Origin of the sequence: Streptomyces sp. SID12488 (genome assembly GCF_010548275.1) — a bacterium.
Classification (GTDB): domain Bacteria; phylum Actinomycetota; class Actinomycetes; order Streptomycetales; family Streptomycetaceae; genus Streptomyces.
In genome coordinates this window covers 1-26,246 of sequence record NZ_JAAGLT010000041.1, presented here as the reverse complement: position 1 = coordinate 26,246, position 26,246 = coordinate 1, and the positions used below count along the sequence as shown (strand labels likewise).

Sequence of the window (26,246 nt, the reverse complement as noted above, 5' to 3'; positions counted from 1 at the left end):
CCACCAAGCGCAGCCACGACCGGTACGGTCCCCCAGCAGTCCCCACAGTTCCCCCCACCTTCGATGGCAAGGGACGCACTCGAAGCCTCCCCCAAATAGGTCTCACCGAATCCGTAGCCGTCGAGTCAGGGCGGTCGACTAGGGCGCGTATCGGGTTGTGATCAGGAGACGGCCTGGGTGAGGTCTTTGATCCAGATCATCGAGGCGCGTAGGTGGAGGCCGGCGAGGTAGCTTTCCGGGGTCGTGTCGTACCGGGTGGCGATGCCTCACCAGGCCTTGAGGTCACTTCCCGGTCGCCTGAGTCGAGGCCGTCGGTCTCGGTCGGTCCTGGGCCGTGCCCCCGACCGGCCCCACCGTGGTCGGCGCCGGAAACCTCGGCTGGCTGAGCGGCCGTACGACCGCCGCCGCGCTCACGGCCGGCCGTCCGCTGCCGGATCCGCCCGCCTGGCCGCTGCCGCCGGCCCCCGGCTGGGGCTGAACCGGACAGCCGGGCCCGCTGGAGGCGTTCCTCACACGCGGATGGTGATCTTGCCGCGGGCCTGACCATCCCTCAGATACCGGATGGCCTCGGGGACGTCGGCCAGCGGGTACGTCCGGTGGACGACGGGTTTCACGGAGCCGGCCTCGACCAGGTCCGCGAGGAGCCGAAGGTCGTCGTGCTTCTGTGTGGAGACGAGCCACAGCAGCCGTTGGCCGACGAACGGCGACAGCATCAGTGCCCGCAGTGTGCGGCCGATGTCGCCGGTCCACTTGCCGCCGCCCTCGCCGCCGACGATGACGAGGGTTCCGCGCGGGGTGAGGGCGCGGCGGAGCCGGTGCAGCGGCCGGTTTCCGGCGATATCGAGGACGAGGTCGTAGCGGCGGGTGCCGTCCGTCGGGTCCTCGCGGGTGTAGTCGATGACCTCGTCCGCGCCGAGGGAGCGGACCATGTCCGTACCGGCCGTGCTGCAGACGCCGGTGACGTGCGCGCCGAATGCCTTGGCGAGCTGGACGGCGAAGCTGCCCACTCCGCCGGACGCGCCGATGACCAGGACGCGCTGCTCGGCCCGCACGCGTCCGGCGTCCCGCAGGGCCTGCAGGGCGGTACATCCGGACACGGGTATCGCAGCCACCGCCGCGAAGTCCAGGCCGGACGGCTTCGGCGCGAGCCGGTCCTGCTTGGCGCACGCATACTCGGCGAATGCTCCGTCGCAGGTGCCGTACACCTCGTCGCCGGGCCGGAAGCGGCTCACCCCCGGGCCGACGGCCTCGACGACACCCGCCGCGTCCATGCCCCGCACGCGGGGCTTCGACCCGCGCAGGCCGTAGGGCGTGGCGCGGATCAGGTACGGCAGCCCGGCCGTGACGTGCCACACGCCCGGATCGACTGCGGAGGCGTGGACGCGCAGCAGCACCTCGCCGCTGCCGGGCGTCGCCGGCTTGGCGACCTCCTCGAGGCGCAGGACCTCGGGCGGTCCGTAGCTGTTGTGGACGATGGCCTTCATGGAGCCTCTCCCTCGGATTCGGGGTACTGGAAGACGTCTACGAGCGGAACGGCGAACACCCGGGCGATCTGGAAGGCCATCTCCAGCGAGGGCGAGTAGCGGCCCTGCTCGATGGCGATGATGGTCTGGCGGGTCACGCCGATGCGGCGGGCGAGTTCGGCCTGGGTCATCTCGCCGTGGGCGAACCGCAAGGCCCGGATCGCGTTGGTGACCCTGGTCGGCCTCACCACGGGTGGAGGCCGAACCGGTAGGCGACGATCTTCGCCCCGGATGCGAGCAGCGCGGACAGGACGAACGCCAGGTAGATCGCGTTGGCGATCCAGAACTGGTCGACGCGGGCCATCGCCAGGACGAGCCCGGCTACGCCGCCGATGACCAGGAACGACTGGCCGATGTACGAGCCGAAGCGGTGGATCTCCCCGTCGCGCTGGTCCTTGAGGTTCGCACCCTCGGGCGACACGGTCGACACGATGACGTGCAGCGCGATCGACGCGGCGATTGCGGCGCCGACCGTCCACAACAGCGCTGCCGCATAAGGCGCGTGAGCGAGGGGCGCATGTCCGCCCCGCCCGAGGACGACCGCCAGGTACGCCGCGTACGACGTGATCGTGACCAGGGCCAGGATCCAGGCCCGTTTCTCTTCGAATGCCACTACCGGCTCCCCGTGTGAATAGAACCTGACACCAGGGAGTGTCAAGCAGTCGCGACACGATGTCAAGATTTCTGTACATCGATGTTGTGGCTACCGAGTGCCTCCGGTAGATCGTCTTGCGTGACGCGAGTGCAACTGACGGATGCGGAGTGGGAGTTCATCGATCCGCACCTGCCGATCGGCCGGTACGGCCCGTACCCCGAGCAGCTACGGCAGCAGTTCGAGGGCGTGATCTGGTGGTTCAAGACCGGCGGGCAGTGGCGGGAGATGCCGCAGGAGTTCGGCGCCTGGTCGACCGTTCACAACCGCTTCCGGCAGTGGCGTGACGCCGGCGTCTTCGAGGCCCTGCTGGAGGGCCTGATCGCGGAAGCCGCGAAGCGGGGGAAGGTGGACCTGTCCCTGGTCAGCATTGACTCCACCACCGCGCGCGCTCACCACGACGCTGCCGGGATGCACCTGGGCGAGGACATCGTCACCGCGCTGGAGAAAGCCGCCGCCGAGGAGGAGAAGGCCAGATCAAAGGGGGCGGCCTCGAAGAACAAAACGGGCAGGACGCCGAGCCCGATCCCGAGCGGGAAGAGCGACGACGCATCCGGCGCCGCCGAAAACTCCGACTGAAGGCCGCTCTCCTCGGACGCTCCAGGGGCGGGCAGACCAGCAAGGTCCACCTCGCCGCCGACCGCAAGTGCCGCCCGCTGGCGTTCGTCCTGACCGCGGGACAGGCCGCGGACAGCCCGCAGTTCATCCCCGTGCTGGGGAAGATACGGGTCCGCGGGCCCGTCGGCCGTCCCCGCACCCGGCCGGGCGCCGTCGCCGGGGACAAGGCCTACTCGTCCCGCGGAAACCGCGCTCACCTGCGCAGACGCGGCATCAAGGCAGTGATCCCGGAGAGGAAGGACCAAGCCGCCAACCGGAAGAAGAGGGGCTCCGGGGGCGGTCGGCCCGTCAGTCACGACGCCGACCTCTACAAGGAGAGGAACACCGTCGAGCGCCTGATCAACAAGCTCAAGGCCTGGCGAGGCATCGCCACCCGGTACGACAAGACCCCGGAAAGCTACCTCGCCGGCCTCCACCTACGCGCCTCGATGATCTGGATCAAAGACCTCACCCAGGCCGTCTCCTGATCACAACCCGATACGCGCCCTAGAGCCGTTCTAGGTAGTGGTGGCCGCGCCAAAGCGAAGCCCTGCGCGCCGCAGGGGGCCCGTGTGGAGCATGTAGTAACGGGAGATAAGGAAGCCAGGTCACCGGGATATCGGACGCGGTCTGTAAATCTGCCGGATGGGTGCGCCTGATGCTTCATCAGGTGACTGCCGTCAGGCCTGATAGAAGACGCCGTGGGCCATCTCTGGGTCAGATGGCCAGCCGAGAGTGATCCGGACGGCGTTTGGTCAGGTCAACTGTGGTACGGACGTGGCCAGAACGAGGCTCTTGAAAACCGTCGTGGCAGCGATGTCACCGTGAGTTCGAATCTCACCGCTTCCGCCAGGTCAGAGAGTGTGCAGGTCAGATGGGGTGTCTCCCGGGGAGGGGCACTCCTTCTGCGTGCGGCTGTCTCACCTTGATGCTCTGTCGCGTTGTTGACCAGGGTGTGTGGACCAGGCGTGGACCACGGTCCATGCCGCGTTTAGGCCCTCTGTCGGGTCCGGTGCATCGCGCGTGTCTTCGGCCAGGATCACCGGCTTGGGGCGTATGTGGGTCACGCCGGACAGACAGAATGCCATCAGGGTTCCCGCAGCAGCCGTCTACGCTCTCGGCATGCACCGCAGCGATGTCACGCGGGACGACGGCACGTGGGTGGGCCTGTCCCTGGACGTACAGGGCCGCCACCAGCCGGGGTTGTGCGTGTTCACTGCCAGTGGGCAACTGCTGGTCTCCCAGATGTCGCAGCCTGTGCTGCTCGCCGTCGTCGATGAACAACACGATGGCGTGGACTTCTGGCGCACCGACGGGTATCGCTCCTTCGTCCCGCCCTTGCGTGCTGATACGGGCCGCGCCCTGGCGGGCAGCCCGGAACGGTGGGCCCACCGGTTTGCGCAGTACCTCATCGACGCGCCGGGCAGCCCGTTGCACGAGGGCCGGTGGCTGCTCTCGTGCGACAGCCCGCTCCGGCACTGGCGCCACGCCGACGTCTCGCACGCCGAATACTGGAACTCGATGCTCGTCGACGGCCATCCGAACGGCTACATCGACTGGTTCCTCCATGCTCATTCATGGGAGGTCCTGCCGCTGCGGCCGATGCCCGATGCCGACGACAGCCGGGTCAAGGCGTACCGCAAGCAAGCCCGTGAAGGGACACTCCCACCCGTCCTGTTGTGGTGGGTCAGTGGCCTGGACTGCCATCTGATCCTGGACGGTCACGCGCGGTTCGCCGCGGCAGTCGCCGAATCCGTCGAGCCTCCGCTGCTGGAACTGCACCGCACGGTCCCGCGCGATGACCTGGCCACGCGCACCGAGGAAGCCGTGGGCTACTACGAGGACGAACTGGCACGCTTCGCCGCACTCCGCGCTGTCCACGGTCCCGCAGTCCCGGACGGCGCTGCCACCGCCGGCCCACAGCTCGTCCGCCTCCTTCACGACCTGAACACCGCCGAACAGCCGACCTGGGCCTGGCCACTGCCCGGCGGGGAAAGGCAGTGGCATCGCATCGCGCGCGAGGTGACAGCCAGCCAGAACTGGCTCTGTACCTGACTCCTGCCAACGCCTCCGCCAACCATGACATCCGGGCGTACCGCCGCACCGTCAGGGGCGCGCCGCGATGAAGGCCAACCTTCCCAGGCTCGAACTATCACGCGTACGCAGGCTGCCCTCAGCAGGTGTCCGCGCCCGAGTCGGTCCGACCCGCCCTAGGACCCGGCTGGCCGTTGGGCGGCATCTTTTGTGGTGCCCGTGGTCCGTGTCCGCGTTCCGCATTGTGGGGTAGGGGATCAAGCGTTAGGCATTCCGGTACGTGTTCCAGGTGCTTCGTCGCGCTGGCGGTCTACGAGGTTTCCTGCTGCACGGAGCCACCACCGCTGGCCTGCGGATTCCGGCGGCTTGATCGGCTACTCCACCCGGCGGGATGCCATCTCGTCCGTAGGTCAGGCGCCAGTGCCTGGGGAAATCCACTGAGCAGATGTGGGGTCATCCCTGAGTAGAGGTTGGCCGTTTCCAAGACTCTGACCGCGTTTTGGTGAATGATCTTGGTTTGTATGTGCGAGCGGTCTGACCACGTCGGTGTGGCCGTGCGCCGTCACGTGTGCTTGTCGGCGGAGTGGGTGACGACCGGCTCGAAGTCGGCGGGCAGGAGCTTCACCGCGAGATCGACGGCCTCTGTGGCAGTTTCGACTTGGCCGACCACGGTGAGGGGATCGCGGCGACGGACCTTGAACGATCCGTTGCGGAGAGGTTCGATGGATCCGGCCTGCAAGATCCAGGGGTAGTCGGTGCGGCTGCTGAAGAGCAGAGCGAAATGACTGGTGAACGGATACAGCCGCCGCAGCCGTGGTGTCGCGGCAGCCGCCTCCAGCAGCGGAACGATGCCCGGATAGGGGTGTCCTGGCGAGCGAATCTCGTGTACATCGCGTGCCCACTGCCAGCTGAGTTGTAGTGACAGCCATCGGGCTTCGATGGCGGCGGCCGACCCGTGACTGCGCGCTTCGGCCATGTCGGGCAGAACCGGCTTTGGAGGCAGGAGCGGCGGTTCTGAGGCTTGGCTGCTCGGGTCCACCGCCACAGTGTGCTCCTGCCTGGGCTTTCACGGAATCACGGGCAGATCCGTTTCCAAAGAGCGCCATCACCACGCACAAAACCATGAGCGAAGGCAGAACTCAGACGGGACCTACTGCTTTGCCGGACCTCCGTATCGGCGGACCAAGAACCTTGTCGACCTCCTCGGATGCGGCGTCGAGGAGCTCCTCACCGAACAGGCAGATGGTGTCTTCCCAAGGGTGCCCAAAGCTACCGAAGTGGAAGTCTTCCGACAGGAAGATGAAGTAGTCCCCGTCCGGGTACGGGCTGAGAGGCCAAGCCGGTTGCCCAGGACCGCCGACCGCCTGCGGGGCGAAACGATACGAAGTGTGCTGCCAGTCGAGCGCGAACAGCGTGCTCTGCGGTCCAACGCAGGACGTCAGCCCCTGCTCGACCACCTCGACCAAGCGGTCGAGACGCTCGTAGTCAGGCTCGTCGGGAAGCGTCGCCAGACTCCAGGTGACCGACGCAACGGGTTCCTTGATGGCCGGCCACTTGAGCGAGTTCGTACTCGGCCGGAAATTGAACTCTGCGTAGAAGCGGTCCCAGACACGTCCATACTCAGCTTCTGGCAGCACGGCCACGGGATCTTCCATCATTCGACGATCCTAACGAGCGCCAGAGCGAAGATCGTTATGGATCGTTCACGAAAGTGCGGACGGAACCATTCTCAAGGGGCTCGTCAAGGCCGGGTGTGACCAAGAACCGGCGTACTGGGTCTGGGAATTTGCTGGTCAGCGGCATTGTCTCGCTGGGGCGCGCGGACCATGCCCAGCAGGGAGAAGGCGCCGTCCTCTCCCCGTTGTGGGGTGAGGACGACGCCTGAGGTTGGACGGATCACCTCGCCTATTCGTCGTCGGCAGACTTCAAGGCCCGTCCGATCTGCTGGTTCGCGCGCTGCTGGTTGCGGTGGATCGCCTTGGCGTAGAAACGGAACAGGACCGCGATGCTGTGGCCCGCCCGGCGCGCGACCTCGGCCGGGGAGACGCCGGACGCAAGCCAGAGCGAGACGCCCGCGTGGCGCAGGGAGTAAGGCACGCCGGCCAGCGGTGAGGCCGCTTCGGACTCCGTCAGCGCTGTGAGCCGGGCCGTCTTCCACGCCTCGCCGTACTCCTTGGAGAGGAGGTGGCCACCCTGGGTCGCGCGGAAGAGCCGGCCGTCCTCGGCGGTGCCGAACTCCTTGATGTGCTCGCGGACCAGGCGCACGAGAACCGGCGGGATCGGAACTGGCCGGGTCGCCTTGCGGGCCCGCTTCTTCAGGCCGCGCGTATCGAACGACTCCCCCGTGTCCGTCCAGCCGGAGCCGACTCGGGCCATGCTCGTGGAGAGTAGGACTTCGCCCCAACCCTCCTCGGGAAGGCTGAAGTCGTCCTCACGAAGACCGGCCGCCTCACCAGGGCGGTTGGCCGCGTAGTAGAGGCAGCCGAAGAACGCCATCAGGTGCCGTCCGCGTTCGCCCTGCTCGCCGACAGCGTCGATCAGCGATTTCGCCAGCTTCGGGCCGGGGACGAACCGGAAGTCGATCTCGTCGTCAGCCTGGGGCGGAGTCCAGTCGACCTTGTCGAGGGGCAGGGTCGTCAGCAACTCCCGCTCTACCGCGTACCGGAGACAGTTGCTGAGAACCGTCCGCTTGCGGTTCACCGTGTTCTCGGCAGCGGCCGTGCCGTCCTGCTTCAGCTTCAGCGCGTCGAGCGCCGTACGGACCACCGAGGGCGTGTTGAGGTCGGTGATGTCCACGGACTTCCGGCCGATCCAGTCCAGCGCGGCCACGATGTCGGCAGGCGGCTCCTCGACGTCGAGGCGCGGCCTCAGTGTTCCGTCATCGCCGAGGACGAACCGGTAGACCCACGAGTAGAGGGCGATCCGGAGCACCTTCGGAGCCGGAGCCCCGCGTTGGTCCTTGACCAGCTTCGGCGTGATGGTCGCGAGCGTGTCAGCGATGCTCGCGCGGTGCTTGGCCGATGCGCTCGGCCACTTCATCTCGGCGTACGTGCGGGTATGGACGTACCAGGTAGCGGAGTTGAGCGCCTGGACCTCCGAGGCAGGCAGGCCGGTTTCCGTGTCGAACTGCTCGCGGTTGCGCAGGGCGGTCAGCAGCTCGGCACGGCGCCCGTCGGCCTGGGCCTTGATCTTGTAGCTCTTGGAGAAGGGGCGGGGGCCGACGCGCCAACGGAGTTGGTGTGCCGCCGCGCGGTTGGGCCGCTTGCGGATGCCCCAGATCTGGACGTCGTAGGTCAGCACGCTTCCTGCACCTCGCAGCCGTCGAACCAGGCGTCGAGGTCGGCCCGGCGGATACGTATCTGACCGTTGGGGAGCTTCAGGTGCCTCGGTGCCTGGCCCCCCCGGGCCCGCATTCGGTAGCACTGCCTTCGACGCACACCCTTTACGAGCTCTTCGGGAGCCTCTGGCCTCACGGCCCCCGCGGTCGGGGTCGGAGAGGGACCGTGATGGCCGGATTTCCGTCGGCTCAAGCGCTAACGGGGCAGCGCCCCACGTACGCTGGACTGGGGCGCCGTGCCTGCTACCCGTTCACCCCCGTGTAGTGCCCCAAACTCCACCGCCACAGTAGCCGCGCCCCCAGAAACGCGGCCAGACCCAGCAGTGGTGAGGCCGCCGCCAGCCAGTACGGTACGCCCGTGTCGTGGCCGTGGCCGGTCAGTACCGCCGCCGGGAAGTAGGCGACGAACGCGAGCGGCAGTCCGAAGGTGAGGAAACCGCTCACCGCCCTGGGCAGCACGTTGAGCGGATAGCTGCCGAACGTGCCGAGCAGTTCCTCCAGCCAGCGGCCCCAGTAGTCGGCGGCCGGGAAGCGCAGCGACGCGCACGCCACCACCGTGAACAGGGCAGCCTCAAGGAGCATCCCGCCGAGGACACAGACCACGAGGTACATGATCCGGCCCGCCGTCCAGTCCAGGTCGCTGCGGGAGAGCGCGCCCACCATCAGGCCCACGGCCACCGTCAGGTCGCCGATGGCGTTGGTGGGGAAGACGGACAGCTGCACCTGCCGGAACACCGGCATCGGACGGACCAGATACGTGTCGATCATTCCTTCCTGGATGATCCGGCCGATTCCGTGCAGCCGCCCGAGGAACAGCACGAAGATGCCGTGTGCCAGCATCCGGGTCGCCGGGATCAGCAGCACCTCCGAGCTGTCCCAGCCGCCCATCCCGGCGAACCGGGTCAGCAGCACTGTCGCGAACACGATCACCGACACCTGCCAGATGGCGCCGATCGCGATCATCAACAGGAACTCGGAGCGGTACTCCAGCTGGGCGCGGAAGTTGAGGCGCGTGATGCGCCACGCGATACGTACGGCGTTCACGGGTCTCAGCCTCCCTGGGAGACGACACGGAGGGCGGCCCGCCGCCACAGGAACCGGGTGAACAGGGCCAGTACGAGGATCCAGCCGGCCTGGACGGAGAGCTGGAAGGCGGCGTCCGAGAGCGGGACGCGCCCCACGTACAGCGACAGCGGCACGCTCAGCGTGGCCTGGAAGGGCAGCATGGAGCTGAGCGTGATGAACCAGTCCGGGAAGAACCACAGCGGTGCGTAGACCCCGGACAGCAGGTTCTGCGCGAAGATCAGGATGAGCATCGCGGCGCCGTTGCGCAGCGTCCAGAAGCACAGCTGGTCGATGACGAGCATGACGTAGTAGAGAACCAACTGGCCGAGCAGCAGACTGAGCGCGAACACCCCGGCCACGGCTGCCGATCCGGGCGGCTGGACCACCCCGGCGGCCAGGCAGAGGGCGAAGCCGGCCAGCGCCCACGCGAACCCGTACAACTGCTCGCCGAGCGCCCGCAGCGCGTAGTAGCGCTGGGGTGGCAGCGGGCGCAGGTACCAGTACACGATCGTGCCGAAGTGCATGTGCTGGAGCACGGTGTCGCGGCCCGCGTACTGGTCCAACTCCCGCAGCCGCGAGGCGAGTACGGCCATGACGGCGTACGTCACCGCCTGCTCGCGGTCGAGGCCGGCCGTCGTACCGGTCTGCTGGTACAGGCCGTTCCACAGCGACGCGACCAGGACCACCTGGACGGTCAGCCGAATCAGGGCGGCAGTCATCCGGGGCGGGGCATACAGCTCACCGAGAGGGGTGACCCTGGCGGACCGCCAGGCGTGCAGGACGGCCATGTCAGCCGCCCCCGTGCGATTCCGGTGCCTCGGCCTGGACGTACGCGGCCCGCATCACGTCCTCCAGGTCGGCCTCGTCGAGGGCGATGTCCGTCACCTCGTACCGCTCGATGACCCGCTTGAGCGCCTGGTGGACCGTCGGGGCGTCCGGGCCTTGGGGTCCGAAGACCACCTTCGGACCCTCGCGGCGGAGCAGTGCGATGCCCGGGAGCGCCTCGACCTCCGCGTGCGGGTCGGCCAGTGTCGCCCGGACCTGCCAGGTCGAGCCGAACCGCTTCTTGATCTCGTCCAGTGTGCCGTCCAGCACCAGCCGGCCGTGGTTGACGAGGACGACCCGCTCGGCGAGCCGCTCGACCTCCGTCATGTCGTGCGTGGTCAGCAGCACCGTCCGGCCGCGCTCCTCGACCTGATGGCGCAGGAACTCCCGCACCTGCTCCTTGACGACCACGTCCATCCCGATGGTGGGCTCGTCGAGGAACACCACCGGCGGATCGTGCAGCAGCGCCGCCGCCAGGTCGCAGCGCACCCGCTGGCCCAGCGACAGATGCCGTACGCGGGTGTCCCAGAAGGTGGAGAGCTCAAGGAGGTCGTCGAACTCCTGGAGGCGTACGGCGTGTTCGGGCTTCGGTATCTCGTAGATGTCCCGCAGGATCGAGAACGACTCGCGCACCGGCAGGTCCCACCAGAGCTGGGTGCGCTGGCCGAACACCGCCCCGATGTTGCGGGCGTTGCGCTCGCGCTCCAGGTACGGCACCACGCCGGCGACGCGTGCCTCGCCGGACGTGGGGGTGAGGATGCCGGTGAGCATCTTGATGGTCGTCGACTTGCCGGCGCCGTTCGGCCCGAGCAGGGCGAGGAGTTCACCCGGCGCCACGTCGAAGGTGACGTCGGAGACGGCGTCCTTCGCGACCCGCTCCGGCTGGACGAGGGAGCGCAGCGCGCCGGTGAAACCGGGACGCCGCACGGTGGTGTGGAAGGTCCGGGACAGCCCCCGGACCTCTATGGAACCACTCACTCAGGGCACCTCCGAGAGCTTGCGACGCACGAACACGGCCGTCCGGCTGGGGGGCCGGACGGCCGTGTGACCGGTAACATTCTCAGTCGGCGACGGCCGAGAAGACAACGGAGAATTCAGCGGGCTGAACCCGCAGCAGGTACTGCGGAAGTGCGCCCGGCCCGCAGGACTGTGAGCCGATTCCCTGCTGCCCGTGGTCGAGGTTGACCCACACCGTGTCGCCGGGTGTCAGGTCGGTGAGGTGGTCGGCCGCGTCGAGCTGTTCGCTCGTCCAGCGGCGCGCCGTGAACCAGAACTCCGGGTCGCCGTCGACCCGCAGCCCGCCGAGTTCGGCCCAACGGACGCCCGCCCGGGCGCCGTTTTCCTGCGGGCGGAGGTAGGGGGTCTGCAGTTCGTCGACAGTGGACTCCCAACGACCCAGCATGGAGGCCGAGTCGGTGTCCGGGTACCCCTCGCCGGGGCCGCCGCCGAACCACGTCACCCGGTCCGCGCCAGACAGTCCCAGGCGAATACCGAGCCTCGGCAGCGGCAGCGTCCAGTCGCCCTCCGGGTCGACGGTCACGGTCAGCTTCAGCTTGTCGCCGTCGGACGTCCAGCGGTACACCGTGTTCAGGCCCACCTCGGCCGCGGCGGGTGCCACCCGGGTCCGTACCGTCAGCGCGTTCTCGCCCGACTCGACGGAATCCAGGCGGTGTTGCATCCGGTGCAGGCCCAGCTTGCGCCAGAGCATGCCGTATCGCTCGTCGGGCTGCCAGGCAGCGCCGTCGTCGTTGTCGGTGGGCGCCCGCCAGACGTCCAGCTTCGGGCCGATGACATCGACCCCGTTGATCGACATCAACGCGCCGGTCGAGGGGCTGAAGACGGCAGGACCGAGCATGATGCCGTCCCGCTCGGCGCGGGCGGAAGGCTCGCCCCCGGTGCTGATCCGCAGCAACCTGGACTCGGCGGGACGCTCGCTCGCGGCGACGTTCACCAGGGTGCGGGCGTGGACAGGGAGTTGGCCCCAGGCCACCGGATGGCCCTGCGACCCCCACATCGTGTCCTCGGCGAGTGTGGCCCGCACGGTCCAGCAGGTCTCGGCGCCCCTGCCGTCGGCCGGCGGCTGCGGCAGCTTCACCTCCGCCGACTCGCCGGGCGCGAGCGCGGGCACCACCAGGGTGCCGCTCTCGACCGCCGTGCCGTCGACGTCGTACGACCACGCGAAGGTGAGCGCGGACAGGTCGGCGAAGTCGTACGCGTTGGTCACGCGCACGGTCCCGTCCGTGCCGTCGCCCTCGATGCGGACCGGCTCGATGACCTTCTTGTACTCGACGAGCCCCGGTGACGCCGTCCGGTCCGGGAAGATCAGCCCGTCGCAGACGAAGTTGCCGTCGTGCAGCTCCTCGCCGAAGTCGCCGCCGTACGCGTAGCCGAACCGCTCGTCCTTGATGCCGTGGTCGATCCACTCCCAGATGAAGCCGCCCTGGACGCGGTCGTGGTCCTCGAAGATCCGCTGGTAGTCGGCGATGCCGCCGGGGCCGTTGCCCATGGCGTGGCCGTACTCGCAGAGGATGAACGGGAGCCCGCGGCGCTTCTGCGTGCCGCCGTCCAGGCCCTGGCCGATGCGCTCGGTCTCCGCGTGGTCGGCGTACATGCGCGAGTACATGTCCGTGTCGCGGCAGTCCCAGTCGCCCTCGTAGTGCACGAGCCGGGAGCTGTCCCGGCTGTGGATCCACTTCGCCATGGCGGTCAGCCCGCGTCCGGTGCCGGCCTCGTTGCCCAGCGACCAGATGACGATCGACGGGTGGTTCTTGTCGCGCTCGACCATCCGGGAGGCGCGGTCCAGGAGGGCCGGGGTCCAGCGGTCGTCGTCGACGGGGTTGTCGCGCCAGTTCTGCTCGGTGAAGCCGTGGGTCTCCAGGTCGCACTCGTCGATGACCCACAGGCCGTACTCGTCGCACAGGTCGAGGAAGGCCGGGTGCGGCGGGTAGTGCGAGGTGCGGACGGCGTTCAGGTTGTGCCGCTTCATCAGCAGCACGTCGGCCCGCATGGTCTCCAGGTCGAGGGTGCGCCCCTTCTCGGGGTGCCACTCGTGCCGGTTGACGCCCTTGAAGAGGACGGCCTTGCCGTTGACCTTGATGAGTCCGTCCGCCAGTTCCACGGTCCGGAAGCCGATGCGCAACGGCACCCGCTCACCGGCGGTGACCAGCTCGCCGTCGTACAGACGGGGTGTCTCGGCGGTCCACGGCTCGACCGCGACCGCTACCGGCTCACCGGTCCTGACATCGATGTCCAGCTCAGGGACGGTGACTCGCCCCTCGACATCGGACTCGACGCGGAGTGTGCCCTCGCCGGTCGTGTGGTCGTACGAGGAGTGCACGAAGAAGTCGAGGACACTGGCCGCCGGGCGGTGCAGCAGGGTCACGTCCCGGAAGATGCCCGGCAGCCACCACTGGTCCTGGTCCTCCAGATAGGAGCCCGCCGACCACTGGTGGACCCGGACGGCGAGGACGTTGCCGCTGGGCTTCAGCAGCTCGCCGACCGCGAACTCGTGCGCCAGCCGTGAGCCCTTGAAGTCGCCGATGTCCGTGCCGTTCAGCCACACCCGGGCGCACGACTCGACGCCGTCGAAGCGCAGCACGGCCCCGCCGTCCGACAGGTCGGGCCAGTCCGACGGCAGGTCGAAGACGTGTAGGTGGTCGCCGGTCGGGTTCTGGGTCGGCACGCGCGGCGGGTCCACCGGGAAGGGGTAGAGGTGGTTGGTGTAGATCGGCGAACCGAATGCCCCGTCCCCCTGGAGGACCCAGTGACCGGGGACCGTCACCTCGGCCCAGTCCCCGGCGTCGTAGCCCGGCTCGGCGAACGAGTCGTCCGCGCCGTCGGCGGTCGGTGACAGCCGGAAGCGCCAACTGCCGTTCAGGGACAGTGAACCGGCGTCCGAGGACGCGTACCAGGCGCGGGGCGGAAGGGCCCCGCGGCCGGGTGAGACGTCTTCGACGTAGTCGGTGGACATGGCAGTGGTGCGGAAGGACATCGGTCTCCAGGTATTGAGGGAAGGTTCAGCCCTTGATGCCTGTCCGTGCGATCCCCCGCACCAGCCGGCGCTGGAGGAAGAGGAACACGGACACCAAGGGAAGGACGGAAATGATGGTCGCCATGAAGATCAGGTGGAAGTCGACCGTCTGATTCGTCATGTACGACGACAGTGTCACCCGCACCGTCCAGGTGCTGGGGTCCTGGCCGATGGCCAGTGGCCACAGGAAGGTGTTCCAGCCGTTGATGAAGGTGATCGTGGCGATCGCCGCGAACAAGGTCAGCGAGTTGGGTATGACGACACGCCAGTACGCACCCCAATAGCCGAGCCCGTCCACGCGCGTCTCCTCCTCCAGCTTCTTCGGGAACCCCAGGATGTACTGCCGAAAGAGGAAGCAGGTGAAACCGCTGGGGAGGCCCGGGATGATGAGACCTCGGTAACTGTCCACCCCCATCCGCGGGGCGATACCGGGACGAAGCTGGGCACGATGGTCACGGCTGCCGGGATCATCAGAGTGGTCGGGGCGCCATGGACCACCGTGCCGACCGGACGGATGTGGAACCGGACGGGCGGCCTTTGGCCAAGGCTTCGGAAATCGATTGGGCGAACTCCGTTCGGGACGGTCAGGGGTTTGGACCGGACCTATTTCAGTGGCCCGGGACCGCTGCCGCGCCGGACGGCCGACGACCGTTGGGTGGCCGCGGACAGGGCGCCTTCGAGGGCGAAGGTGGCCGCGCCCAGGCACACCGGATCCCCCGGGATGGGGGAGAGGACGATCTCGGTGGCCGCCAGGGGCCGTTTCAGCGCGTGCCGGGCCACCGCCTCGCGTACCTCGGCGACCAGCGGCTCGCCGAGTGTGGCGGCGACCCAGCTGCTCAGCACGACGATCTCGGGATTCAGCAGGTTCACCAGGTCGGAGATGCTCGCGCCCAGATAGCGGGCCATGTCCCGGACCACCTTCACGGCCACCGGATCACCGGCGGCGACCCCACGGGCCAGCGCGTCGACTGTCGCCGTCTGGTCGTCGGGATGCAGCAGCGCGCCACCCGGGTCCAGCTCCTCCAGGTTCAGCATGATTCCGGGCGCGCCGACATACGTCTCGACGCAGCCGCGGTTGCCGCAGTGGCACAGGCGCCCGTCCAGTACGAGGGTTGTGTGCCCCCACTCCCCGGCGCTGTTGCTCACCCCCCGGTGCACCCCGCCACCGATCACGAGGCCGGCGCCGACGCCCGTCCCGAGGTTCACCACGACCGCGTCGGCGTGCCCGCGTACGGCCCCGAACCACAGCTCGGCCACTGCACAGGCACGCAGCGGGTTGTCGAGGTGCAGCGGATAGGCGATGTGCTCGGTGAGCAGGTCGAGGAGGGGTACGTCGTGCCAGTCCCAGTTCGGCGCGTACTCGGCGACACCGGTGACCCGGTCCACCTGCCCCGGCACGCTCACCCCGACACCGAGAACCCGGGCGCCCTCGATCCCGGCCTGCGCGACCACCGAACCGACGGCCGTGGCGACATGCCCGACCACCTGCTCGGGGCGGCTCTCGCCGGGGCGCATGTGCTCGGCGGCGCGGGCCAGGACGTTCAGCCCCAGGTCGAACAGTTCGGCCCGGACGTATGTCTCCGCGATGTCGACACCGATCAGCGCGCCGCCCGTCGCGTTGACGGCCACGAGACCCCTCGGGCGCCCGCCGGCCGAGTCCTCGAAGCCGACCTCGGTCAGCATCCGCAGGTCGATGAGTTCCCCGACGAGTGTGGCGACCGTGGCGAGACTGAGCCCGGTGCCGGCGGCCAGCTCGGGCCGGGACGTCGGTGACTCGGCGATGATCTGGCGCAGCACCGCATAGCGGTTCGCGGTGCGGATGTCACGTGACGTGCGCTTCACCACCGGGCTCGCCCCCTCGCCGTGCAGATCTCGGTGCGGAACTCGGTGCGGACGGGCCGGAGCGCGACGGCACCGGCGCGGCGCAAGGCTATGGGCAGTGAGGGAGGTTCGACAAGGGGTTAGGAAAGGGGCTGAGGAAAGTCTCGGCGTACGCGGCGCCGTATCCGGCCCGGGGTCAGTCGCCGAGCACCTCCCGTACGAACGCGTTCGTGAACTTCTTCGAGGGGTCCAGGAACGCCGCCAGCGCAGCGAAGTCCGCCAGCTTCGGATACCGTCCGCGCACCACCTCCGCCGGTACGGCGAACACCTTGCCCCAGTGCGGACGTGCCCCGTACGGGTTCAGCGCCGCCTCGACCCGTCGCACCACGGGCAGTACCGCGGCGGTGTCCGCCACCCAGGTGAAGTGGAACGCCACGCTGTCCCGCCCGTACGCCGGGCTCAGCCACTGTGTGTCCGCGGCGATCGTCCGGACCTCGCACACCTGGAGCACCGGCGCGACGACGTCCCGGATCGCGTCGAGCGAGCGCAGGGCGTCCAGGGCGTAAGGGCGCGGCAGCAGGTACTCCGACTGGAGCTCCTCGCCGCTGCTCGGCGTGAACTCCGCACGGAAGTGCGGGAGTCGCTCGTGCCAGGGCCCCGGCACCCCGAACTGCTCGGTGCAGTTCACGGCCGGCATCCCCGGCACCGGGTGCATCGCCTCGGTGGCGGGCGCGGCCCAGGGGAAGTCCTGCCGTGCCTGGTCGGTGCGCCGCTTCAGCCACACCTGCCTGAAGCCCGGCGCGCGCCAGTCCGTGAACAGGCTCACGCTGTACGCGGCACCGGCCACGTCCTCGAAGTCCAGCCCGTCCAGCGGCAGTTCGGTGAACACGTACTGCTCGACCTCGAAGTCCGCCTCCAGGTCGAGGGTGAGGGCCGTGACGACGCCCAGCGCGCCGAGTGAGGTGACGGCGCCGTCGAACCGGTCCTCGCCCCGCGTGATCGTCACCGTCGAGCCGTCCGCCGTGACCAGCTCGACCTCACGTACCGGGGTGGCGAGCGAACCGTTGGTCACCCCTGAACCGTGCGTGCCGGTCGCCACGGACCCCGCCACCGAGATGTGCGGCAGGGACGCCATGTTCGGCAGCGCGAGTCCGCGCCCGTGGACGAACCGCGCCAGCTCCGCGTACCGGACCCCGCCCCCGACCCGGACCGTACGGGCCGCCGTATCGACGTCGACCTCCTGCTCCAGCCCGGCCAGGGAGAGCAGGACACCGCCGTCGCCCGGCTCGGCGATCTCGTTGAACGAGTGCCCGCTGCCCAGCACCCGCACCCGCGCGCTCTCGGCCACCAGCGCCCGCAGGGCGTCCAGGGAGCCCGGTCGGTGCAGCTCCGTGGGCGTGTAGATGATGTTGCCCGCCCAGTTGGTCAGCGTCTCGGCCATCGGGTTCGTCCCTCCGCTCAGATGTGTCGACCTTCTCACGCAGCCGCGTGTGACATGCCCGAGGGGCCCCGCGACCACAGTCGCGCAGCCGGGGGCATACCGTGAGGAGTCGAACGCCGGAGTACCGCCGGAGCTGGAGGAGACACGGGATGGGCAGCCGCACCGCGCTGGTCGAGGATCTGATGGAGCGCTTTCCGCACGTACCGCGGGAAGCTGTCTTCAAAGAGGACCTGCTCAGGGGTGGTGTGGCCTTCGACCCGTCCGCGCTCAGCGACAACGAGAGCGGCGACGTCAAGCCGAAGTCGTACTTCATCTTCTCCTTCGACCACGGCACCCTCCCCGAGCTGGGCGAGGCCGCGCTGCGCCGCCCGCCGGAGGAGATCATCCTCACCGGCGGCCCCTACGACCTGCGCCGGACCGTCGTGTCGGTGCGGGTGAACCCCGCCTCGCCGTACCGGGTGGCGTCCGACGAGGACGGCGTCCTCGGGCTCTACCTGGACGGGAAGCGGATCTCGGACGTCGGGGTGCCGCCGATGCCCGAGTACTACAAGCACAAGCTCTCCAACGGGAAGTCCGTCATGGAGGTCGCCCCCACCATCCAGTGGGGCTACCTCATCTACCTGACCGTCTTCCGGGTCTGCCAGTACTTCGGCGCCAAGGAGGAGTGCCAGTACTGCGACATCAACCACAACTGGCGCCAGCACAAGGCGGCCGGGCGGCCCTACACGGGCGTGAAGGACGTCGACGAGGTACTGGAAGCCCTGGAGATCATCGACCGCTACGACACGGCGAAGGCCTCCACCGCCTACACCCTCACCGGCGGCGCCATCACCTCCAAGCTCCAGGGCCGCGACGAGGCCGACTTCTACGGCATGTATGCCAAGGCCATCGAGGAGCACTTCCCGGGCCGCTGGATCGGCAAGGTCGTCGCCCAGGCGCTGCCGAAGGACGACGTCCAGCGCTTCAAGGACTACGGCGTGCAGATCTACCACCCCAACTACGAGGTGTGGGACCGCCGGCTCTTCGAGCTGTTCTGCCCCGGCAAGGAGCGCTACGTAGGCCGCGACGAGTGGCACAAGCGCATCCTCGACTCGGCTGACGTCTTCGGCGCGCGCAACGTCATCCCCAACTTCGTGGCCGGCGTGGAGATGGCCGAGCCGTCCGGGTTCACGACGGTCGACGAGGCGATCGCCTCCACCACCGAAGGCCTGCGCTTCTTCATGTCGCACGGCATCACGCCCCGCTTCACCACCTGGTGCCCCGAGCCCACCACCCCGCTCGGCAAGGCCAACCCGCAGGGCGCGCCGCTGGAGTACCACATCCGCCTGCTGGAGGCCTACCGCGCCACGATGGACGAGTTCGGCCTCGACTCGCCCCCCGGCTACGGCGAACCCGGCCCCGGCCGAGCCGTCTTCTCCGTCAGCTCCTTCATGGACAGCCTGCCGGCCCGGGATTCGGCGCCGAAGGTCTGAACGGAACGCCGCCGAGATCCGTATGGGGGGACGGTGGTAGTACTTCCGGGGAACGAATCCGGTCGTTTTTCCCACCCCGGACCACCGTACGGCGAGCCCGCGTTGACATGTTGCGACATGTGGATACGTCGCTTGTCAGTTGCGCGGGGAACGTGAAAGGCTCGGGCTCCGTTTCGCGAAACGGTTCCCAACTCCCCTTCTCGTGGGGTCAGTTGACCTTGACGTTGGCGTGTGCAAGCCGTTGATGCTGGAGTCCCCCCATATGCCAGATCTGCCGACCCCTCAGGACGCCGCCGAAGCAGCGCTGTTCTCCGAGTGCTGGGACGCGGTCCTCTCGTACGCCGACCTCTGTACGTCCGGCTCGTCCGCCGGCACCGAACTGGCCGCCGAGGCGTTCACGCACGGTATCCACGCGGCCCGGGCCGCCGACTTCGGGGCCCGCAGCACCGGGCGCCGCACACCCCGCCTGCCCTGGATACCCCTGCTGCTGGCGGCGGTTCGCAGTACCGCCGCGTCCTGGGAGGAGACCGGGCACGGCAACCACCTCGACCCCGACCTGCGGCTGTGGCTCAACTCCGACAAGGCCGCCCGGTACGTGGGGCCGCCGCTGCGCCGCCCACTGGCGCTGCGCGCCCTGCGTGACATGCAGGCAGCGGACGCCGACCTGATCTGGCTGGCCGAGGTGGAGGCGCTGCCCCTGGACCAGGTGGCCCGCCGGCTCGGCCTCGACCCGGTGAACGCCGCCGAGGAACTCGCCCAGGTGCGCATCCTGTTCAGGGACCGCTGCCAGCGCAACCTGCTCGACACCCCGCTGGACCCCGACTGCCGCCGCTACGCCCGGCTGCTCGACGCGGTCACCCGCTCACAGGGCGCCGAGGTGCCCGAGGACCTCTCCCGGCACCTCGCGACCTGCGTGGAGTGCGCCGAGGCAGCCGCCTGCCTGCGGCTGTACGGCGGGATCAGCGGGCTGTCCGCCGCGCTCGCCGGCGGTGTCATCGGCTGGGGCGGGCTCGCCTACCTGGAACGGCGCCGCCGCGCCGCCGAGGCCGGTCTGCTCGGCGGGCGCTCCGAAGCGGGCATCAACACCGGTCTCACCATCGGGGAGTACCGCCCGCGCATCGGCCGTACGGCGATCCTGGTCGCCGCCGTCATCGTCTCCGGGCTGGCGCTCACCGTCTCGATGTTGCCCTTCGACGGGTCCGGCGACAGCCCCACCGCGAAGGGCGGCATGACCGACGGCAAGCCCGTGATGGATCCGTCACCCGTCCTGCCGTCCGGCCTGACCGTCCCCGCGGGCTCCACCCCGTCCTCGGTTCCCCGGCAGTCGGACGCCCCGGACCCGGACCCGAAGTCGTCGCCGACGCCCGCCGACAAGCCCGACCCGGAGCCCCAGGGCACCTCCGTCGCCACCGCGCGCGGCGAGACGCCGAAGCCGAGCCCCGACGAGAGCGCACCGGTGTCCTGCGAGGTCGAGTACGACCTCGTCAACGAGTGGCCCGACGGCTTCCAGGCCACCATCAGCGTCACCTCCGCGAAGGCCGTCGACGGCTGGCGCATCGCCTGGAGCTTCCGCAACGGCCAGCAGGTCGGCCAGATGTGGGACGCGGGCTTCTCCCAGGACGGCGCCCGCGTCACGGCCACGGCCGCCGACTACAACAGGGTCGTCGCGGCCGACGGCACCGTCTCCTTCGGCTTCCTCGCCAGCTGGCAGGGCAAGAACGAGGCTCCGTTCGACTTCACGCTGAACGGCAGCAGCTGCACGAGCTGAGCACCTCCGCACCCGGGCCGGTCACGCTGGCAGCGATATCGCCGCGAGCGTGACCGGCCCGGTTCGTGCTGCCGACCGCCCGAGGTCAGATCACCTCGGTCTCGCTCCGGTCGGCCCGCTCCCAGAGCGTGTGGAAGCGCCCCTCGCGGTCGGTACGCCGGTAGGTGTGGGCGCCGAAGTAGTCGCGCTGACCCTGGGTGAGGGCGGCCGGCAGGCGCTCGGCGCGCAGGGTGTCGTAGTACGACAGGGCGGCGGAGAACGCCGGGACCGGGACACCGTGCCGGGCGGCCGTGGCGACGACCTCGCGCCAGGGGACCTGGGCGTCGGCGATCTCGGCCGCGAAGCCCTCCTCGGTGAGCAGCGTGACCCGGCGGGGATCAGCCTCGTACGCGGCACGGACCCGGTCGAGGAAGGCGGCCCGGACGATGCAGCCGCCGCGCCAGATCTTCGCTATCGCGCCGAGGTCGATGTCCCAGCCGTACTCCGCCGACGCGTCCAGGATCATCTTCCAGCCCTGCTCGTAGGCGATGAGCTTCGACGCGTACAGGGCGTGCTCGACCAGGCAGGCGAACCGTTCCGCCTCGTACGCGGTGAGGTCCCAGCTGGTGCCGCCGGGCAGCTCGCGATAGGCGGCGCGCAGGGCCCGCTGGCCCGAGGCGGCGCGGGCGAAGGTGGCCTGGGCGATGGCGGTGACCGGGGAACCGAGCTCCAGGGCGGTCCGTACGGTCCAGCGGCCGGTGCCCTTCTGCCCGGCGGAGTCGGCCACCACGTCCACGAAGGGTCTGCCGGTGGCGGCGTCGGTGTGGGCGAGCACCTCGGCGGTGATCTCCATCAGGTACGAGTCGAGACGGCCCTTGTTCCACTGGCGGAAGACCTCGGCGATCCGCGCCGGTTCATAGCCGCCGACCTGGCGAAGCAGGTGGTACGCCTCGCCGATCAGCTGCATGTCGGCGTACTCGATGCCGTTGTGCACCATCTTCACGAAGTGCCCGGCGCCGTCCGTGCCGACATGGGTGACACAGGGCTCGCCGTCCACCTTGGCACTGATCGTCTCGAACATCGGCCCGAGCGCGGCGTACGACGCCACGGAGCCGCCGGGCATGATGCTCGGCCCGTGCAGCGCGCCCTCCTCACCGCCCGAGACACCCACGCCCACGAAGTGGATGCCGAGCCCGCGCAGCGCCTGTTCCCGGCGGCGGGTGTCGGTGAAGTGGGCGTTGCCGCCGTCGATGATCATGTCGCCGGGTTCCAGGAGCGCGGCGAACTCGTCGATCACCGCGTCGGTGGCCGCCCCGGCCTGCACCATGATCATGAGTCGCCGGGGGCGCTCCAGGGCAGCCACGAACTGCTCGGCCGTCTCGGCCGGCACGAACTCGCCCTCGTGCCCGAAGTCCTCGACCAGTGCCTTGGTCCTGGCGGGGGTCCGATTGTGGAGAGCCACGGTGTAACCGTGCCGAGCGAAGTTCCGGGCCAGATTCCGGCCCATCACCGCCAGGCCGGTGACGCCGATCTGCGCGGTCGCCTTCATGGTGTGCTCCTTCGCTCGGTGCGGTCCCAACCGCCACACGATCAGTTACGGCTGGTGGGGCCCCAGTTGTTCAGCTGGATGTCGCGTGGCGTCGAGAGCGGGGGCACGCTTGAGGCGAAAGTGCTTTCTGCGACGGCCGTCACAGGCCGCGTCGACCGCGGCCGACGCGACGTCGCCACCGCCGACGGTGTACCCAGAAGTGGGATTCTTCCGTCAGGGAAAGCAACCGCCCTCCGTGATGCGTCATCCTGGTGGTGTCCTGCGCAGGACCGGTCGCGGTCCGGAAGTCATCGGTGCTCGTTCTCGTGAGGTGTCCCATCGCCAAGCCCGGCGGATCAACACTGGCCGTATGGCTGAGCGGTCTCGAATCCCGGCAGTTGGAGCTGGTCCTCGCAGCTCGCGCGGATGCCGTGGCGCCACCGGAACCACGGTCGCTCGGCGAACTGGCGGACCGCCTTCAACGCCCGGCGTCGGTGGCGCTCGTGCTCCCCGGGCTCGCGCTGCCGCACTGGCAGGTTGCCGAGGCGCTGGCGGCGCTGGGGCCGGCTTCACGTGCCGCGCTGGCGGGTCTGCTGGGCGCGACCGGAGCAGAGGGCTCCCGGGGCCTGGACGCGGCTCTCGGGGCGATGGCCGATCGCGCGCTGGTCTGGCCGGACGGCGAAGGGCTGCTGCGTCTGGCGGCGCCGTTGCGGGAGGCGTGGGACACGCCGCTGGGACTGGACGCGCCGCTGGTCCGGCTGCTGGCGGACACGACCTCCGAGGAACTGCGCCGGATGCTGTCGGCCCTGGGCGTCCGGTCACCGGCCGGCAACAAGCAGCAGCGGCTGACGGCTCTCGTGGCTCACCACAGCGATCCGGAGCGGGTCGCCATGCTGGTGGCGGGGGCACCCGCGGCCACCCGGGAACTGCTTGAGCGGCGAGCGAATGACGAGACGGGACTCTCCGGTTCGCAGGCGGAGTTCGTCGCTCTCGGGGTCTCCCGGCCCGACTCCGGGCCGGGTGCGCGCTGGGCGCTGGAGCGGGGACTGCTGGTACAGGACCGGCACCGCTACGGACCCGCCCGTATGCCCGCCGAGGTGGCGCTCGCGCTGCGCGGGGACGACTGGCACGCCCCGTTCGCGCCGGCCCCACCCGAAGCACGTTCCATGCCCATCACCCCGGCGGACGTGGACCGGGAGGCGGCGGCCTCCGCCACGGCGTTCGCCGCCCACGCCGCGTCCGTCCTGACGGTGTGCTCGGCTGCTCCGCCGGCCCTGTTGAAGTCCGGCGGGGTCGGCGTGCGTGAGCTGTCCCGGGTCGGCAAGGCGGCGCGGTGCGACGACATCGTCGTACGCCTCGTCCTGGAGACGGCGTACGCCGCCGGGCTGCTGGCCCGGGACGGCAGCCACGTCGTGGCGACGGACGGCTACGACGCCTGGGCGCAGCGAGAACCGGCGGAACAGCTCACCGTCCTGCTCCAGGTGTGGCGGACGCTGCCGTCGACCCCGTCCCGGGCTCGCGACGAGGACGGCAAGGCAATGCCCGCACTCGCCGGAACACCGCCCTGCAACGGCTGTGCACAGGCGCGGGAGGGACTCCTCAGCGCCGTGGCGCACCTCCCGGCGGACCAGGCGGCGAAGAGCGCCGAGGAACTGGGGCCGCTGGTCGCCTGGTACAGCCCGCTCGCCCATCGACTCCCGCAGGACACCGTGCCGTTCGCGACGCTGGTCGGCGAGGCCGAACTGCTCGGAGTCATCGCTCGCGGCGCCCTGTCCCGCATCGGCGCCGCCGTGCGGGCCGACGACACGAAAGCCCTGGCCGCGGCTTGTCGGCGCCTGCTGCCGGCCGCCACCAGGACCGCCCGCTTCGGCGCCGACCTCACGGCCGTCGTCACCGGCACGCCCGCCGCCCACCTCGCGGAGCTGCTGGACGCCGTCGCGGACAGGGAAGCCGGAGGCACAGCGTCGGTGTGGCGGTTCAGCCCGGGCACCGTCCGCCGCGCCCTGGACTCCGGCCGTACACCCGACACCATCGCGGCCGACCTGGCCGCCGTCGCCGTGGGTTCCCTGCCGCAGCCGCTGTCGTACCTGATCCACGACACCGCGCGCGGCCACGGCCGTGTGCGTGTCACGTCCGCGGCCTGCGTGATCCACGGCGAGGAACCCGCCCTCCTCGCCGAACTCGCCGTCCACCGAAAGCTCGTCGGCCTCGGCCTGCGGCAACTGGCGCCGACGGTTCTCATCAGCCGGACCCCGCTCGACAAGACCCTCGCCGCGATCCGGGCCGCGGGCTACGCCCCCGTCGCCGAGGCCGCCGACGGAACCGTACGTGTCGAACAGACCCCGAGCCAACGTGCCGCCGCCCCGGTGCCGCACCCACGTCCGCCCGGCGGTGAGGGCGCACAGGCGAAGCGGTCCCCGGCCGTTGCCGACGTGAGCGCGCTGGCCGCCAGGCTGCGGGGCGCACCGGTCTTCGCGCCGGAGCCTGACCCGTACAACGGAATTCCCTTCGGCACCGACACCGAGGAGATCATCGCCGGGTACGCGCACCTGCTGTCCTTCGCCGACGTCCGTCAACTGGCCCACGCCATCAACGAGGGACAGGCAGTGACCATCGAGTACGTCGCCGCGTCGGGCAGCCGCACCGTGCGCACACTCAGCGAGATCGATTTCGACCCGCCCTACCTGTACGCCTGGTGCCATCTGCGCGACGACGAACGTGTCTTCACCCTCTCCCGGATTCAAGGCGTCATGCCCGCGTAGCCCTGGGCATGGTGAGACCTGCTCCGTCCCTCCCGGCATTCACGGATCGATGTCCGACGAGGCATCCACAGTTCGCCGGTCATGGACCTCCGAGGCTTCCTGGTGGGTCTGCCAGGTGGCCTGGACCAGAACTCGTTCGGTGCTCGCCAGGTGGACCGCCGCGGCGAGCCAGGCCGACGCGTAGTGGTCGGGGTCGGCTTCTTCGAGCCGGCCGAAGACGTCACGGGTGCGGTGGTCGGCCGCCGTGGTGAGTGCCGTGGCCAGGTCGGCGGCGGTACGGAATCCCGTACGGCGCAGGGAAGCCGTGTCGCGGTCGAGATCGCCGCTGCGGGCGGGCTCGGCGACCGCACGGCGGCCTCCGGCGACGGCCAGTTCGACCAGACGGCGCACCCGCCACAGCGGTGAGTCGGCCAGGGGGTCGGGCGGGGACCGGGTGAGCGCTTCGGCGGGCGGACCGGCGTCGGGGGGCGGAAGATGCGCGCCCTGGACGCGGTCGTAGCCGAGATCGGCGCGGTCCAGCCATTCCGGGGGCAGCCGGAGTGTCGCTTCGGTGCCGGGTACGGGGCCGACGGCGAGCGGGTGCAGGGTGGCGGCCCGGTCGGGGTCGAGCCGGCCGACCACGCGTATGCGGAGGCCGGGGCGGGAGGCGAGCCGGCGGAGGTTGGCGGTGTGGGCGAGGTCGGGATGGGGGTTGGCGGGGGCCAGACGGATGAGGGGGCCGGTGGCGGCGGGCAGTTCGCGGGCCAGGAGGTGGTCGCCAAAGGCGCCGACGACGACCAGGTCGCAGCCGATCGGTTCACCAGTCCGTCCGTCCTGGCCTTCCTGGCCCGGGGGCGTGGCGAGTCGTTCGGCGACGGCTTCGGCGAGTGGGCGGGCGAACAGGGCGGCCAAGGGCCCCGATGACCAGGGGACGCCGGTCAGGGGGGTGGCCCGGACGCCCTTGCCGGAGCCGAGGCGGCCGTCCGGGGAGACGGTGGCCCCGGTGATCAGCAGGCCGCCGCGCGCGAGTTGGGCGTGGTCGAGCACGGCCGGGCCGAGGGAGACGGGAGCCGTGGCGGCGCCCCGGGCGCGGGCCGGGCCGCCGGGCCTGACGTCGGCGACGGAGAACCAGCGGCCGTCGTCGGAGACGACGTGGGTGACCACGCCGCCGTAGCCGGTGGCGCTGATCACCGGCTCGCGGCAGACCCCGTGGACGCGCAGACCGCCGTCGCCCGGCCGGTAGCCGCGGCGGGCGGTGCCGATCAGGGCCGGGTCGGGACGGTCTGCCGCCAACAGACGGGTGGTGAGCAGGAGTTCGCTCAGCGCGGCGACCAGGTCGGCCAGGCGATGGCCGTCGTGCCGGGCACGGGCGCCGCGCAGGCCTCGTACGACGCGCACGGCGGCGGCCTCGGCCCGGTGCAGGCCGGCCAGGC

General features: G+C 69.9%; 20 protein-coding genes and 2 pseudogenes. 6 read left to right on the top strand and 16 right to left on the bottom strand.

Annotated features, from left to right (window positions below; genetic code table 11):
• Window positions 1-334 precede the first annotated feature (334 nt).
• Window positions 335-478, top strand: coding sequence for a hypothetical protein (locus G3I56_RS38655; protein WP_164417516.1), 144 nt, complete (start codon window positions 335-337; stop codon window positions 476-478).
• A gap of 31 nt (window positions 479-509) precedes the next feature.
• On the opposite strand, the gene G3I56_RS38650 is transcribed toward G3I56_RS38655, so the two are convergent.
• The 3 genes from G3I56_RS38650 to G3I56_RS38640 are packed head-to-tail and all read right to left on the bottom strand — an operon-like array spanning window position 510 to window position 2,136.
• Window positions 510-1,484 (bottom strand): NAD(P)-dependent alcohol dehydrogenase, encoded by a 975-nt coding sequence (locus G3I56_RS38650; protein WP_164417513.1) that lies wholly within the window; start codon window positions 1,482-1,484, stop codon window positions 510-512.
• Window positions 1,481-1,684 (bottom strand): helix-turn-helix transcriptional regulator, encoded by a 204-nt coding sequence (locus G3I56_RS38645; RefSeq protein WP_343240183.1) that lies wholly within the window; start codon window positions 1,682-1,684, stop codon window positions 1,481-1,483. The genes G3I56_RS38650 and G3I56_RS38645 overlap by 4 nt, the downstream gene beginning before the upstream one ends.
• Before the next feature lie 23 nt (window positions 1,685-1,707).
• Window positions 1,708-2,136: a hypothetical protein gene (locus G3I56_RS38640; protein ID WP_164417508.1), complete on the bottom strand. Its 429-nt coding sequence runs from the start codon at window positions 2,134-2,136 to the stop codon at window positions 1,708-1,710.
• Between the two features lie 120 nt (window positions 2,137-2,256).
• Between G3I56_RS38640 and G3I56_RS38635 the strand changes: the two are divergent.
• Window positions 2,257-3,260 (top strand): annotated as a pseudogene (locus G3I56_RS38635) (IS5 family transposase).
• A gap of 634 nt (window positions 3,261-3,894) precedes the next feature.
• Window positions 3,895-4,827, top strand: a complete 933-nt coding sequence (locus G3I56_RS38630; protein WP_164417503.1) for a hypothetical protein — start codon at window positions 3,895-3,897, stop codon at window positions 4,825-4,827.
• Between the two features lie 541 nt (window positions 4,828-5,368).
• On the opposite strand, the gene G3I56_RS38625 is transcribed toward G3I56_RS38630, so the two are convergent.
• The 11 genes and pseudogenes from G3I56_RS38625 to G3I56_RS38580 form a co-directional block, all read right to left on the bottom strand.
• Window positions 5,369-5,851, bottom strand: coding sequence for a DUF6193 family natural product biosynthesis protein (locus G3I56_RS38625; protein WP_164417500.1), 483 nt, complete (start codon window positions 5,849-5,851; stop codon window positions 5,369-5,371).
• A gap of 94 nt (window positions 5,852-5,945) precedes the next feature.
• The gene (locus G3I56_RS38620; protein WP_164417497.1) at window positions 5,946-6,464 is read right to left on the bottom strand and encodes a DUF2716 domain-containing protein; all 519 of its coding nucleotides are present in this window, start codon (window positions 6,462-6,464) and stop codon (window positions 5,946-5,948) included.
• Window positions 6,465-6,711: 247 nt separating this feature from the next.
• Window positions 6,712-8,106 carry a site-specific integrase gene (locus G3I56_RS38615; protein ID WP_164417494.1) on the bottom strand — a complete coding sequence of 465 codons (1,395 nt, stop codon included), beginning with the start codon at window positions 8,104-8,106 and terminating at the stop codon, window positions 6,712-6,714.
• Window positions 8,100-8,219, bottom strand: coding sequence for an excisionase (locus G3I56_RS44385; protein ID WP_239135356.1), 120 nt, complete (start codon window positions 8,217-8,219; stop codon window positions 8,100-8,102). Before G3I56_RS44385 ends, G3I56_RS38615 begins: the two co-directional genes overlap by 7 nt.
• A gap of 167 nt (window positions 8,220-8,386) precedes the next feature.
• Window positions 8,387-9,187 (bottom strand): ABC-2 family transporter protein, encoded by an 801-nt coding sequence (locus tag G3I56_RS38610; protein ID WP_164417491.1) that lies wholly within the window; start codon window positions 9,185-9,187, stop codon window positions 8,387-8,389.
• A 5-nt stretch (window positions 9,188-9,192) separates the two neighbouring features.
• Window positions 9,193-9,996, bottom strand: a complete 804-nt coding sequence (locus G3I56_RS38605; RefSeq protein WP_164417488.1) for an ABC-2 family transporter protein — start codon at window positions 9,994-9,996, stop codon at window positions 9,193-9,195.
• Window position 9,997: 1 nt separating this feature from the next.
• Entirely contained in the window at window positions 9,998-11,011 is a 1,014-nt protein-coding gene (locus G3I56_RS38600; RefSeq protein WP_164417486.1) for an ATP-binding cassette domain-containing protein, read from the bottom strand.
• Window positions 11,012-11,093: 82 nt separating this feature from the next.
• On the bottom strand, window positions 11,094-14,024 hold the full coding sequence (locus G3I56_RS38595; RefSeq protein WP_164417484.1) for a glycoside hydrolase family 2 TIM barrel-domain containing protein: 2,931 nt from the start codon (window positions 14,022-14,024) through the stop codon (window positions 11,094-11,096).
• Window positions 14,025-14,049: 25 nt separating this feature from the next.
• Window positions 14,050-14,540, bottom strand: a pseudogene (locus tag G3I56_RS38590) (carbohydrate ABC transporter permease); the annotation flags it as partial.
• Between the two features lie 126 nt (window positions 14,541-14,666).
• Complete coding sequence (locus G3I56_RS38585) at window positions 14,667-15,905, bottom strand: ROK family protein (RefSeq protein WP_164417601.1); 1,239 nt, start codon at window positions 15,903-15,905, stop codon at window positions 14,667-14,669.
• 175 nt (window positions 15,906-16,080) lie between these two features.
• A complete protein-coding gene (locus tag G3I56_RS38580) occupies window positions 16,081-17,325 on the bottom strand; it encodes an FAD-binding protein (protein ID WP_164417481.1) in 1,245 nt (414 codons plus the stop codon).
• 149 nt (window positions 17,326-17,474) lie between these two features.
• Here G3I56_RS38580 and G3I56_RS38575 point away from each other — a divergent pair, with 149 nt between their 5' ends.
• Complete coding sequence (locus G3I56_RS38575) at window positions 17,475-18,797, top strand: radical SAM protein (protein WP_164417478.1); 1,323 nt, start codon at window positions 17,475-17,477, stop codon at window positions 18,795-18,797.
• A gap of 262 nt (window positions 18,798-19,059) precedes the next feature.
• The gene (locus G3I56_RS38570) at window positions 19,060-20,565 is read left to right on the top strand and encodes a cellulose-binding domain-containing protein (RefSeq protein WP_164417475.1); all 1,506 of its coding nucleotides are present in this window, start codon (window positions 19,060-19,062) and stop codon (window positions 20,563-20,565) included.
• Between the two features lie 85 nt (window positions 20,566-20,650).
• On the opposite strand, the gene gndA is transcribed toward G3I56_RS38570, so the two are convergent.
• Entirely contained in the window at window positions 20,651-22,093 is a 1,443-nt protein-coding gene (gene gndA / locus G3I56_RS38565; RefSeq protein ID WP_164417472.1) for an NADP-dependent phosphogluconate dehydrogenase, read from the bottom strand.
• A gap of 305 nt (window positions 22,094-22,398) precedes the next feature.
• On the opposite strand from gndA, the gene G3I56_RS38560 reads away from it, so the two are divergent.
• The gene (locus G3I56_RS38560; protein WP_343240181.1) at window positions 22,399-24,834 is read left to right on the top strand and encodes a helicase C-terminal domain-containing protein; all 2,436 of its coding nucleotides are present in this window, start codon (window positions 22,399-22,401) and stop codon (window positions 24,832-24,834) included.
• Window positions 24,835-24,873: 39 nt separating this feature from the next.
• On the opposite strand, the gene G3I56_RS38555 is transcribed toward G3I56_RS38560, so the two are convergent.
• Window positions 24,874-26,246: hypothetical protein (locus tag G3I56_RS38555; protein WP_239135355.1), on the bottom strand; the 1,373-nt coding region annotated here is incomplete at its 5' end.